Annotated in this window: 14 protein-coding genes; 3 read left to right on the top strand and 11 right to left on the bottom strand. The window is 34.5% G+C overall.

Annotation, left to right across the window (positions count from 1 at the left end):
- Positions 1–4: 4 nt before the first annotated feature.
- Both KCG49_RS09305 and KCG49_RS09300 read left to right on the top strand, forming a co-directional pair.
- Positions 5–1,285: a metal-dependent hydrolase family protein gene (locus KCG49_RS09305; protein ID WP_218546069.1), complete on the top strand. Its 1,281-nt coding sequence runs from the start codon at positions 5–7 to the stop codon at positions 1,283–1,285.
- Positions 1,286–1,462: 177 nt separating this feature from the next.
- Positions 1,463–1,654, top strand: coding sequence for a hypothetical protein (locus tag KCG49_RS09300; protein ID WP_218546068.1), 192 nt, complete (start codon positions 1,463–1,465; stop codon positions 1,652–1,654).
- Here the strand turns inward: KCG49_RS09300 and lspA are convergent.
- Genes lspA through KCG49_RS09285 form a run of 3 tightly spaced genes read right to left on the bottom strand, consistent with a single transcriptional unit; the run spans position 1,651 to position 4,022 of the window.
- Positions 1,651–2,148, bottom strand: a complete 498-nt coding sequence (lspA, locus tag KCG49_RS09295; RefSeq protein ID WP_218546065.1) for a signal peptidase II — start codon at positions 2,146–2,148, stop codon at positions 1,651–1,653. The two genes, KCG49_RS09300 and lspA, sit on opposite strands and share 4 nt — an antisense overlap.
- Positions 2,149–2,159: 11 nt before the next feature.
- A complete protein-coding gene (gene fabD / locus KCG49_RS09290; protein ID WP_218546064.1) occupies positions 2,160–3,053 on the bottom strand; it encodes an ACP S-malonyltransferase in 894 nt (297 codons plus the stop codon).
- Between the two features lie 36 nt (positions 3,054–3,089).
- Positions 3,090–4,022: a dihydrofolate reductase gene (locus tag KCG49_RS09285; RefSeq protein WP_218546062.1), complete on the bottom strand. Its 933-nt coding sequence runs from the start codon at positions 4,020–4,022 to the stop codon at positions 3,090–3,092.
- 299 nt (positions 4,023–4,321) lie between these two features.
- On the opposite strand from KCG49_RS09285, the gene KCG49_RS09280 reads away from it, so the two are divergent.
- On the top strand, positions 4,322–4,618 hold the full coding sequence (locus tag KCG49_RS09280; RefSeq protein WP_218546060.1) for an isoamylase early set domain-containing protein: 297 nt from the start codon (positions 4,322–4,324) through the stop codon (positions 4,616–4,618).
- 50 nt (positions 4,619–4,668) lie between these two features.
- On the opposite strand, the gene KCG49_RS09275 is transcribed toward KCG49_RS09280, so the two are convergent.
- The 8 genes from KCG49_RS09275 to KCG49_RS09240 all read right to left on the bottom strand — a co-directional run bounded on the left by KCG49_RS09275 (position 4,669) and on the right by KCG49_RS09240 (position 13,047).
- Entirely contained in the window at positions 4,669–5,508 is an 840-nt protein-coding gene (locus KCG49_RS09275; protein WP_218546059.1) for an energy transducer TonB, read from the bottom strand.
- Positions 5,509–5,517: 9 nt separating this feature from the next.
- A complete protein-coding gene (locus KCG49_RS09270; protein ID WP_218546057.1) occupies positions 5,518–6,384 on the bottom strand; it encodes an energy transducer TonB in 867 nt (288 codons plus the stop codon).
- Between the two features lie 6 nt (positions 6,385–6,390).
- On the bottom strand, positions 6,391–7,215 hold the full coding sequence (locus KCG49_RS09265; RefSeq protein ID WP_218546055.1) for a thymidylate synthase: 825 nt from the start codon (positions 7,213–7,215) through the stop codon (positions 6,391–6,393).
- Positions 7,216–7,419: 204 nt separating this feature from the next.
- The gene (locus KCG49_RS09260) at positions 7,420–9,138 is read right to left on the bottom strand and encodes a nucleoside transporter C-terminal domain-containing protein (protein WP_218546053.1); all 1,719 of its coding nucleotides are present in this window, start codon (positions 9,136–9,138) and stop codon (positions 7,420–7,422) included.
- A 15-nt stretch (positions 9,139–9,153) separates the two neighbouring features.
- Complete coding sequence (locus KCG49_RS09255; protein ID WP_218546051.1) at positions 9,154–9,768, bottom strand: bifunctional nuclease family protein; 615 nt, start codon at positions 9,766–9,768, stop codon at positions 9,154–9,156.
- A 151-nt stretch (positions 9,769–9,919) separates the two neighbouring features.
- Complete coding sequence (locus tag KCG49_RS09250; RefSeq protein WP_218546049.1) at positions 9,920–10,882, bottom strand: electron transfer flavoprotein subunit alpha/FixB family protein; 963 nt, start codon at positions 10,880–10,882, stop codon at positions 9,920–9,922.
- A 91-nt stretch (positions 10,883–10,973) separates the two neighbouring features.
- Entirely contained in the window at positions 10,974–11,720 is a 747-nt protein-coding gene (locus KCG49_RS09245) for an electron transfer flavoprotein subunit beta/FixA family protein (protein WP_218546048.1), read from the bottom strand.
- Positions 11,721–11,919: 199 nt separating this feature from the next.
- Positions 11,920–13,047 (bottom strand): T9SS type A sorting domain-containing protein, encoded by a 1,128-nt coding sequence (locus KCG49_RS09240; protein ID WP_218546046.1) that lies wholly within the window; start codon positions 13,045–13,047, stop codon positions 11,920–11,922.
- Positions 13,048–13,151 lie beyond the last annotated feature (104 nt).

Raw genomic sequence — 13,151 nt, 5'->3', positions numbered from 1 at the left:
TAATATGAAACCATTTATCAGAATTCTAGTATTGTTAATTTCGTTTACAGTAACTGCTCAAAATACTTATTTGCATTGTGGAAAGTTAATTGATACTAAATCCGGAAAGATACTTACCGAGAAAACTGTTGTGGTTTCTGTAAATAAAATTATTTCGGTTGAAGATGGTTATAAAAATCCAAAAAATTCTAATGATAGTATAATCGATTTAAAGTCTAAAACCGTAATGCCTGGTTTAATAGATATGCACGTACATATTGAGTCAGAAACCAATCCGAAAAAGTACCTTCAGGCTTATACGCAGAATGATGCAGATGTAGCTTTAGGTTCAGTGAAATATGCTGAAATAACTTTAATGAATGGGTTTACAACCGTAAGAGATTTAGGTGGATCTGGTGTAAATGTATCACTCAGAAATGCAATTAATGCAGGTAAGGTTGATGGGCCAAGAATTTTTACAGCAGAAAAAGCTTTAGCTACTACAGGTGGTCATGCAGACCCAACTAATGGCGCAAAGAAAAGCCTAATGGGCAATCCAGGGCCAAAGGAAGGTGTTGTTAATGGTGTAGAAGATGCTAAAAAAGCAGTAAGACAGCGTTACAAAAATGGAGCAGACTTAATAAAAATTACAGCCACAGGAGGTGTATTGAGTGTTGCCAAAAGTGGACAGAACCCTCAGTTTACCATAGAAGAAATTAAAGCCATTTGCGATACGGCCAAGGATTATGGATTTCATGTTGCTGCGCACGCTCATGGAGACGAAGGAATGCAACGTGCAATTTTAGGTGGAGTAAAAACCATAGAGCACGGCACTCTAATGAGTGCAGAAACTGTGGAACTCATGAAGAAACACGACGTATATTTAGTGCCGACCATAACCGCTGGAAAGTTTGTGTCTGAAAAAGCAAAAATTAAAGGTTACTATCCAGAAATTGTTGTGCCAAAAGCCTTAGATATTGGCCCTAAAATTCAGGATATGTTTGGTAGAGCTTACAAAGCTGGTGTAGGTATAGCCTTTGGTACTGACGCTGCTGTTTTTTATCATGGAGACAATGGAAAAGAGTTTGGCTATATGGTCGAAGCTGGTATGCCAGCTATGGAAACCATACAGAGTGCGACAGTTACTAATGCCATGATTTTAAAAATGGAAGATCAATTAGGACAAATTAAATCAGGTTATTTGGCAGACATTGTGGCTGTTGATAATGATCCAACGAAGGATATATCTACTATGGAAAACGTCACTTTTGTGATGAAAAATGGTAAGATTTATAAAAATCAGTAATTTTTTGAATTGTAAATCTTTTAACGATTTTTTGTCTCCCTTGTGAATCTATTAAAGGTTTGAGATATTGATTTTCAATATGATAATCGTAAAAAAACTTAACCCTATTTTAACACTTATTTCTTGGCATTGGTTGTTCGTCTTTGTTGTTTTGTGCCTAATGATAATTGAATAAGCATGAAATTGATAAGCATAAAAAGAGAGACCAAGCAAGAAGGTCGATTTTCAAAACAAATGGGTGTATTGTCTACAAAAGTCACCTATATAAAAAAACAATTCTTAAATATTCCGATTAAAACACTCCATAAATATCGCGAAACGTATTATGGAGAGGTTAAAGATTGCGAAGACTGTCAACTGGCACGTTAAGCAGATTTTCCTTCTTTTTTATTAAGCACACCACTGAAAAGTAGCATTATCATACCTGTGGTTACAGAAAGATCAGCTACATTGAAGATGCCTGTTTTTATACTGTCCGTAATTTTAATAAAGAAAAAGTCGGTGACTTCGCCAAAAACAATGCGGTCAAAAACATTAGCAATACCACCGCCGATAATACAGCAAAATGCTATTACACTTAGGCGATCTAATTCTTTTGTTTTTACAATATAGTATATCACATATATGAGTACAGCAGTAGGTAAAATTAAAAGAAAAATAAGGCGAAGTGTAGGATTCATGTCACTTCCCATACCAAGGAAAGCGCCTTTGTTTTCAACCCAAATCAATTGAAAGTAATCTTCAATAACATCAATTTGACCTCTAGCTCCTTGTACCATATTATTTCTTACGATAACTTTAGAAATTTGGTCAATAGCAATATTGAAAACTATAAGTAGCGTAATAAAGACATTTCTATTCAAAGCAGGTAAGTTTAGGCGTTAGTTTCAAACATTGCTGAAGCAGTTTCTGCTTCTCTGTTTATTTTTTTAACTAAGCCTTGTAAAACTTTCCCAGGGCCAACTTCGGTAAAATGGGTTGCTCCGTCAGTAATCATTTGCTGTACTGATTGAGTCCAGCGCACAGGGGCAGTTAATTGGGAAATTAAATTAGCTTTTATTTCATTTTCGTCAGTAATAGCTGAAGCCGTTACATTTTGGTATATTGGGCAATTAGGCGTACTAAAAGTTGTGTTTTCTATGGCAGCTGCAAGTTCTTCTCTTGCGGGTTCCATCAATGGAGAATGAAACGCTCCACCAACAGGCAATACTAAAGCGCGTCTTGCACCTTCTTCTTTTAGCGTTTCGCAAGCTTTGTTTATCGCATCAATTTCTCCAGAAATCACTAATTGACCAGGGCAATTATAATTGGCAGCAACCACAATACCTTCTGTCATGGCACAAACTTTTTCCACAATATCATCATCTAAACCCAAAACAGCAGCCATAGTACTTGGTTGTAACTCACAAGCTTTTTGCATGGCTTGTGCGCGTTGAGATACTAATTTTAAACCATCCTCAAATGTTAAAGCACCGGCAGCAACTAAAGCAGAAAATTCTCCTAGTGAATGACCAGCAACCATATTGGGTTTAAAACTTTCACCTAAGGTCTTTGCTAAAATCACCGAATGTAAAAATATAGCAGGTTGTGTTACCTTAGTTTCTTTAAGATCTTCAGCAGACCCTTCAAACATCACGTCAGTAATGGAAAAGCCTAAAATATCATTCGCTTTTTCAAATAACTCTTGTGCTAACGGGGAGTTTTCATAGAGGTCTAAACCCATTCCTGAGAATTGTGCACCTTGACCCGGAAATATATATGCGTTCATTTTAATTTCAATTTAATGCTGCAAAAATAGGAATATTTATCGTCTTTCGTAAGTTATGAACGAATAGGCATAATCGTGATTTTCGTCAGCATCATGTGTAATTCTACTCACTTCTTTCCATTTACCGGAATCAATCTCAGGAAAGTGCGTGTCCGCACCATCAAAAGTTGAGTGTACTCTGGTGATTTCAAGTTTATCAGCTAAGTGCATAGATTGCTTATAGATTTGTCCGCCTCCAATAATGAATGGTTGTGCGTCTGTTCTTGCTGCATCAAGTGCATCTTCGAGATTATTGACTACAATAACTTCACTTGGTACTTTATAATCGGGTTGCCTTGTAATGACGATATGTGTACGATTGGGAAGTGGTTTTGGGAAGCTTTCAAAAGTTTTTCTTCCCATTATGATATGATGCCCAGAGGTTAATTTTTTAAAACGCTTTAAATCATTGCTCAAATGCCATATAAGATCATTGTCTTTACCAATAGCATTATCTTCCCCCGCTGCTACAATAATAGTTAGCTCACTGGAGTTTTTTTTTTCTTCAGTTTTTGCTTCTGTATGGGTTTCGTTATAAGCTTGCGATTGTGCTATTTTCCTTTCTTCTTTTAGAAAGCCTTCTTTTAACTTGTCTATACGTTGTTGTTGCTGATTTACTAATTTTTCGAGTTGCTGTTTCTCCCAAGCTTTACCCATAAATTTATTGGTAATGAATACACTTATAAAGTGATAAGCAAATAAAAACAACCAAGCTAAAATGGTATACACAAACCAATTAACACCTGCAATGGTAAAATCCTTTCCAATACCTAAAACCGTGTTGGCTAAAACTAAAAAGACTGCACCAATTAAAAACACAACGAAATGAACGTACAAACGCTTTTTTTGTCTAATGCGCTTTTGTGCGTATTCTATGAGTTCTAACTGGTCTTTATCTATAGTCGAAACTTGTTTTTTCTTTCCGAACATAATCATAATTTAATAAGATAAAGATACCCTTTTTTCACTAAAACTGAATTGTATTTTTTTAATATGAAAAACATGTGCTTTTCGAAAACGATATAGTTGATAATCAATGAAAAAAGCATCTAAAAGATGTTGTTAATCCATTAAAATTCCAACAAAAATATTGCAAAGTTTAACAGAAAATAACTCTAAAATTATCAAATTGATAATTCTTTCATTTTTAGGAAGTTAAATAATATGTTGTCATTTTTTCTTTTATACTTTTGTGCTGTAAAACTAATTTTATTTTTAACTAATTTATTATGGCAATTAAAAAACAGTATTTAAAAAGTAAGCCAGTTTGTAAGGTGACATTTTCTGTTCCTGCAGAGGAGGCAAAAAGTGTAGCTGTTGTTGGAAGCTTTAACGAGTGGAATACTGAGGCTACTGAACTAAAAAAATTAAAGAACGGAACTTTTAAAGGTACCGTTGACCTAGAAAGTGATAATTCTTATGAATTTAGATATGTTGTTGACGGAACTTACGTTAACGATGAACAAGCAGATGCTTACGCTTGGAACGATTTTGCGGCAGCAGAGAACGGTGTCTTAAATTTGTAATAGTTATACAAATTAAAAAAAGTAAGCGTCTCGGTTTGAGACGCTTTTTTTTAGTTGTTAACTCTAAATATAATGGGAAGTGCGTAAGGTACAATTACAGGTTTTTTACGCTGGTATCCTGGTTTTTTTAATTTTGGAATTTTCTTTATAACTCTTATAGCTTCTTCTTCTAATGCCTTATGAGGGCCTCTTGCAACTATATTAGTAACATTCCCTTTTTTATCAATCTTAAACATAACAAAGATGCGTTTTACACCAGGCGAAAGTCCTAACTTGCTTGCGAGATTTGGGTTAAAGTTTTCTGACACTAACTTTTTCACCTTTTCGTTCATGCATTTTTTTAACTCTATATTGTCTAATCTTTTGTTAGATCCCTTATATACAGGAACCTTTTCAATATAACTAAAAGGAACTTCTTCTGGTGTATAACCCAATATTGGTACTATAGAATCATTGGTTTTATCTAATAAAAAACCAAATAATTTTTGAACTCTAGATGATACCCCATTGTCGTAATCATCTAAGACTGGCTTTACATTGGGAATACTATCTAAGAAGTATTTCATTTTGTTATTTGAAAAGTCTTTTACCGTTGTTGAGACATATGAATACTCTTTGTCTATAGCACCTTTTTCATTATACATTATGCCAGTATGTACTACAATGGTATCTTTTTCTGCATTAAAAAATAAGGTGTCCTTAACCTTCCTCAGGTTTAGATTCTTTCCTATTAATTCTTGGAGTTTAATTTCATAGCATCGTTCTTTATCATCAATATCATCACAGCCTTCAAAAATTACAAATGGTCTGTTGTAAAATTCTGGATGTTCTTGTGCCCAAGTAAACTGAATGGCAATAAACAAGATGGTAAATAATCGAATGGATTTCATGGTTTTTATTTAAAAATAAATGGTCATTAAAAGACTAAAAGGAGTATTGACCGCCTTTCCGTTCTTAGTACCTGGTTTCTTGAATTTTGGAAGACGCTTGGTCACTCTAATAGCCTCTATAGCAATAGCCCTATGATTAGCTTTGGCATTAACTTGCTCTACTTTCCCTTTTTTATTAATGATAAAATCAAGTCGAAATTGTGTTGATTTTTCCTGAGGTAGTGCTACATCCGCTATTCCTAAATCAAAACTCATTTTAATGAAGTTCATTATTTTTCTCTTGGAGCACTTTTTTAACTCCTCATTGCTCGACTTTGTTTCACATCCTCTAAAAACCGGATAAGAGAAATTATCTGAATCCTCATTTTCGTTCTCAACTTCTAAAACTATTGGTAAAGAGTAAGGCACTTTTACAGGCTCTCCTCTTTGGTAGCCAGGGGTAAATTTTGGAATAAGTTTTAAAACCCGCAGCGCTTCATTTTCTAGATATTCATCAGGGGCTTTTGCTATACTATCGATTAGAGAACCGTCTTTGTCAATATAAAATTGGAGAGATATTCTAGCCTTACCAGATGGTACTTTTGAGTCGTTAGGAAGTGTGGTTTTAAAATGGGTTTTAAACAATTCTGCGATTTTTTGGGACATACAGTTTTTTTTGGCTGCATTATCCTTTTCTTTTTCGCAACCTTTATAAACAGGAATATGCTCAATGATTTTGAATGAAGTTGTATCTTTTTCCTTTAATATAAGATGATGCTTTTCTGAAAAAACAGTCTCTTTAGACATAGAATCTAACTGAGATTTAGTATAGGTTCTTTCTTGGCAAAATGACAAGTTGCTTATTAATAAGAAGCAAAGAATTAGTAGGATTTTCATAGTTTGTTACACAGCAACAACACCTTTAATATGTGGATGCGGATTATAGTCGACTAAAGTGAAATCTTCAAACTTAAAATCGAAAATATCCTTTATCTCTGGATTGAGAATCATTTTTGGTAAAGGCCTTATATCTCTCGACAATTGTAATTCAAGTTGTTCCAAATGGTTATTATAAATATGTGCATCACCAAAGGTGTGGATAAAATCGCCTGGTTGGTAACCACAAACCTGTGCCATCATCATAGTGAAAAGTGCATACGATGCAATATTAAAGGGTACACCCAAAAATATATCTGCACTGCGCTGGTAGAGTTGGCAAGATAGCTTGCCATCTGCAACATAAAATTGAAAAAAAGCGTGGCATGGAGGCAAAGCGGCTTTGCCGTTGGCTACATTTTCTGAAAATGATTTTGAGGTATCTGGTAATACAGAAGGATTCCAAGCAGACACTAACATTCTTCGGCTGTTAGGATTGTTTTTTAGTGTTTGGATAACTTCTTTAATCTGATCAATATCTTCGCTCGCCCAATTGCGCCACTGATGCCCATAAACTGGACCTAAGTCACCATTTTCATCAGCCCACTCGTTCCAAATTCGTACACCATTTTCTGTTAAGTATTTTGTATTTGTATCACCTTTTAAAAACCATAGCAATTCATAGATAATAGATTTAAGATGTAATTTTTTTGTGGTTACCATAGGGAAACCTTCACTTAAATCAAAACGCATCTGATAACCAAAAACACTTTTGGTACCAGTACCTGTTCTATCTCCTTTTTCGTTACCGTTTTCTAAAACGTACTTTACTAAATCGTGGTATTGTTTCATGGCATTTCCCGCAAAAGTGGGAATCTCTTTAAGTTAAACTAAAATCATATAGAGATGAGATACTGAATAAAATTCGGCATAACAGCAAACGAAAATATAAAAAAGCTACAAATCATTAAGACTTAAAGCTTTGTATAATATTAAAAGTTATTAACGAATTAAAAGCAAAGAATGGGATTTACCCTCTGGGGAATTATAGGGCTTTTATCCAATAATCATACCAGCAATAGTTGCTGAAATCAAAGAAGCAATAGTACCGCCAATAAGAGCCTTCATGCCAAATTTAGATAATTGCTTACGTTGCCCTGGTGCAAGAGAACCAATACCACCTATCTGTATACCAATAGAGGCAAAATTTGCAAATCCACAAAGCATATAAGTCGCCATTATGATTGACTTTTCATAAGTAAGATGAGTGGCATTTGATACGTTCTTTAAATCTGCTAATTGAATATAACCCACAAATTCACTGGCAGCTAATTTAATTCCTAATAGTTGCCCCATCATCATCATATCTTCTTTTGCTACACCAATTAGCCACATTAAAGGCGCAAAAATAGTTCCTAATATAGCTTCAAGAGAGAAATTTTGATAGGGAGTATTTGCGACCATCCAATCGTTAATACCAGTAATGCTTCCGAATTTTAATAGACCATAGTTAATCATGGCGATAAATGCTACAAATACTAATAACATAGCACCAACATTTACAGCTAATTTTAAACCTTCAGTAGTTCCGTTAGCTATGGCATCTAAAATATTGGAGCCAATTTTTTCTTGTGAAACAGTTACATCAGTATTGATGTTTTCTGTTTGCGGAAATAGTATTTTGGATATTACAATGGCTCCAGGTGCTGCCATTACCGAAGCGGCTAATAAATGCTTTGCATAAACTAAGCGTAATGCTGCATCATCACCTCCTAAAAAGCCTATATATGCTGCAAGTACAGCACCTGCAACCGTTGCCATCCCGCCAATCATTACTAGCAGAATTTCGGACTTATTCATTTTTTCTAAATACGCCTTAATCAATAAGGGAGCTTCAGTTTGCCCAAGAAAAATATTACCAGCAACACTTAAGCTTTCTGCACCAGATATCTTCAGTAATTTAGACAGTAGCCAGCCAAAAGCTTTAACTACTTTCTGAATAATTCCTAGGTAGAATAAAACAGATGTTAGCGCAGAAAAGAATAATATGGTTGGTAATACTTGAAACGCAAAAATGAATCCGAATGTATCCATATCTACGACTAGGCCTTCAAATAAAAATTGACTTCCGGCCTTGGTAAAATCTAGTACTTTAATAAATACTTTTCCAATTGATTCAAAAGCAATTTTAACAAATTCTATTTTCAAAACCCCAATCGCTATTATAAGTTGAAGGGATAAACCAATACCGACGGTTTTCCAATTAATCGCCTTACGATTACTGCTAAATAAAAAAGCAATAAAAATTAAAGTAACCATGCCTAAGACACCTCTCCATAAACTGTTTATAGAAAAGCCTTGGCTTGGAATAATGTCATTGTTATTTGCAGTTGTACCCACTATAACAGATGTCTCCAGTGTTTTAGGATCTTTGAATTTATATAAAATGTCCCTTTCAGAAAAAACTAATGTAGAATCTGTGAGCTCTTGAATTTTGTAACGTCTTATGGTGTCATTTGGTTGACTGTAATAAAAGATCAGGAGGTTATTCTGTAGCATATAGTCTCCTTCTGCATTAAGGTTGTTTTTCCCCTCAAGGGAATACTTAAACTCTCCACTAATAAATTTAATAGTGTCACTTTTTGATATATTGAAAAGTGACTCACCATCAGTGTTTTCAATAGCATCAAATTGCCATGTTTTCTCAAGCTCTTGTGCCGTAATTGATGAATATCCAATAAAAATAGCTATAAGGACCTTGAAAAAATGATTCATATAAGGATATGTTAGTTAACGTTTAGAAATTTCGTCTCGTATTTTGGCCGCTTTTTCATAATCTTCATTATTAACGGCTTCTTCTAAGAGGTTGTGAAGTTCTTCTAGAGATTTTTCGGTATAGCCTTCTTGCTCAATAGCTGCAGCTTCAATTTCTTCGGCAATGAGATCATCTACAAGTATGCTGTCTTGTTCTTCGTCTTCTTTTTTCGGATTGACTTTAAGGTAGATACCTGCTTTATCCAAGATGTTTTTATAAGTGAAGATAGGAGCTTGAAAACGCAAAGCCAAAGCAATGGCATCACTGGTTCTGGCATCGATAATTTCTTCAATTTTATCGCGTTCACAAATTAAACTTGAGTAAAATACTCCATCTACCAATTTATGGATGATAACTTGCTTGACGATAATATCAAACCGATCTGCAAAGTTTTTAAATAAATCGTGAGTTAAAGGACGAGGAGGACGAATTTCTTTTTCTAAAGCAATAGCAATAGATTGTGCTTCAAAAGCACCAATAACGATGGGTAGTTTTCTATCACCATCAACTTCATTGAGAATCAAAGCATATGCACCATTTTGAGTCTGGCTATATGAAATGCCTTTAATATTTAAACGAACTAAGCTCATAAATTATAAAACACAAAGAACTGTTTAAATTTGGACTTTACCAACTGCAAAAAGCAGATTTGGATATTTTTCTCAATACTTTCGATAAAATGTTAACTGAGATTGAGAATTCTAAATTTAAACAGCCCTTTTCTATTACAAGGTAATAAAATTATGCGTTTTGCGCTTTAAAAGCTTTCAATTTTTCTATCAATTGCGGCACTACTTCAAAAGCATCACCAACAACACCATAGTCAGCAGCTTTAAAGAAAGGAGCTTCTGCATCTGTATTGATGACCACTTTTACTTTTGAAGCGTTGATACCTGCCAAATGCTGAATGGCTCCAGAAATACCTATAGCGATATATAAATTGGAAGCTACAGGTTTTCCTGTCTGGCCAACGTGCTCGCTATGAGGTCTCCAACCTAAGTCAGATACAGGTTTAGAGCACGCAGTTGCTGCACCTAAAACTCCTGCAAGTTCTTCTATCATTCCCCAATTTTCGGGACCTTTTAAACCTCTTCCGCCAGATACAACAGTTTCCGCATCAGCGATACTCACTTTATCCGTTGCTTTATCAATTGATTCAACACTTACACCAGAATCTGGTAATGAAGGTGAAAAATCTTCGACGGCAGCATTACCTCCAGATTCAACCAATCCGAATGAATTATTTGATAATCCAACAATTTTTACGTCAGTTGTAATTTCTGTATTTGCAAATGCTTTATTGGTAAAAGCTGTACGTTTTACTGTAAAAGGAGACACACTTGAAGGTGCTTCAACAACATTTGAAACATAACCTGCGTCTAAATTGACTGATAAAAGCGGGGCTAAGTACTTGCTGTCTGCACTAGAGCTTAAAACCACGACTTTGGCATCTTCTTGTTTTGAAGCTTCAGCTATAGCAGCAGCGTATTTCTTTGCATTGAATTTATCTAACGTATCATTTTTTATAGAAAGCACCTTTGATGCCCCATAATTGCCTAAGCTTTCGGCATTATCTGCATTTACAGCAACTGCGGTAACCGAGGTTCCCATTTGGTCAGCAATAGCTTTTGCGTAAGACACAACTTCAAAGGCTGCTTTCTTAAATTTTCCGTTTTCTGATTCTGTATATACTAATATTGACATCGTTTTATTTTTTTTCATTCCTGCAAAGGCAGGAATCTAAATATGTTATTAATTTAAGTTTGTGGATTCCTGCCTTTGCAGGAATAACAATCTAAATGACTTTAGCTTCATTATGAAGTAAGTTTACCAATTCATCTATATTATCGGCATCAACTAATTTTACAGCACCTTTGGGAGCTGGTTTTTCAAAACTGACAGCTTTGGTCTCAGCATTTACATCTAAAGGTTCAACGACATTCAATGGCTTCTTTCTTGCCATCATAATACCTCTCATGTTAGGGATGCGAAGATCGCTTTCTTCGACCAATCCTTTTTGCCCGCCAATAACCAATGGTAAAGTTGTACTTACAGTTTCTTTTCCACCATCAATTTCTCTAACAGCTTTTGCATTTGTGCCATCTACTTCTAGACCAATACAGTTAGTTACAAAGTTAGCACCTGTCATGGCAGCTAACATACCCGGTACCATACCACCATTGTAGTCAATAGATTCTCTACCTGCAATGACCAAATCATAACCACCATCTTTTACCACGTTGGCCAACTGTTTAGCTACAGCAAAACCATCTGTGGCTTCGGTATTAACTCTAATAGCTGAGTCGGCACCAATGGCTAAGGCTTTTCTGAGCGTAGGCTCTGTTTCTGCTCCACCAACATTTACAACATCTACACTTGCTCCTTGCTTTTCCTTAAACCACATGGCACGTGTTAACCCAAATTCGTCATTAGGATTGATTACAAATTGCACACCATTGGTATCGAATTTGGTGTCACCATCAGTAAAGTTAATCTTTGATGTTGTATCAGGTACATGACTAATACACACTAAAATCTTCATAGTTTTATTTTAATTTTATTAAATAATTTTTTGTAAAAAACGACTATAACGTTTTCGTTAACAGTAGATTTTTATCTGAATTTTTCAGAAATTTCAAAGCTTTTTTCTTTAAAAAAGATTGCGGTAGCGAAGATAATTATTTTATTCCGAATATTTACTATGCACGCATAATAAATTTTTAAAATTTTGAATGAGTATCCTAATTTAGGATAAGCTTAAAGACTTTATATTTATCGTTGCCATTAGATATTTTTATGAAGTAAAGTCCAGCTTCAAAAATTGAAATATTTACACTATTGTTTTCAAATTTATTGGTAACAAAAACCGATTGACCTGAGGTGTTTATAATCTCAACTGAAAGGATTTGATTATCTGAATTGGAAATTAGCAGATAAGGATTATAGGGTATTTGATAAGGCTTCATCTTATTTAGATTTTCTTCGTCAATGGAAAGATCTGCTTTAGAAAATTCAACAATATGTTCACCAAAGAAAGCATGAGATCTAGAGAATTGTACTTTTTCTGAAGCAGAATCAACTGTAAATAAAATGTTACCGTAGGCAGGATCATAAGGCGAGCAAGCAATATCTAATAAATCAAATACAGTAGCTTCTATATTGTGGCAAGGTTCAGAAAAATTGCTTTCTGTTGCCGTATACGGATAGGATTCCCAAAGTTGTAACATGTTCTCTGGATCGACATATCCACTAGGGTTTCCTCCTTTTAATCCAATTGAGAATGAATTTCCACACGATGTTGCTTCATCACTCTCCATATACAATATATCATTTACGGTATTATAATTAAAACTAACTTTAAAATTAAAATTTTCGGGAACATCATACAATGGACAGTCCCAACAATCGTCAGCGTCAGAAGTAGTTCTGTATTTGGTAACGATAAAAGTGTTATTGTTTAGTAATGCGATAAGGTCAGCACTAATTGGTATCGTAAGAGGTATCTCGGTCTGAGAGAAATCTTCAACAAAGATAGTCATTGTGGTTTGGGGAACTTGTGTAATAATAGGTTCAATGATGTCTTTTGAATTCATGATGATGTCATAATATTTTTGTAGTTCTTCAGAACCAGTCGGAAAGGATTGATTGAAATCATAAATCTCATAATCTGCAAATATATCAGTTATGTATTGTTGTGGAAAATTCAAATTAACTGTACCATCATTATTTGAGGTCACAATGGGTACATCTATAGTGTTTTCTATTTTCAGCTTAAAGTTTTGTAAAGAACAAAGTATGGCTTCTTGTCCATTTGTTAAACAAAAGCATAACAAAAAAAAGAGGCATGAGATGCACTTTTTATAAATCATTGTATTAGATTGTTTGGCAACAATGAAAGTTAGTAATTTTTTCTATAATTTCGACACAAAATAAATATAGATTTCTTTTTAAGAATTCTTATTTTTGCTATTCG

Source organism: Winogradskyella luteola, from assembly GCF_019203985.1.
GTDB lineage: Bacteria > Bacteroidota > Bacteroidia > Flavobacteriales > Flavobacteriaceae > Winogradskyella > Winogradskyella luteola.
This window is presented reverse-complemented; position numbering and strand designations above follow the sequence as displayed.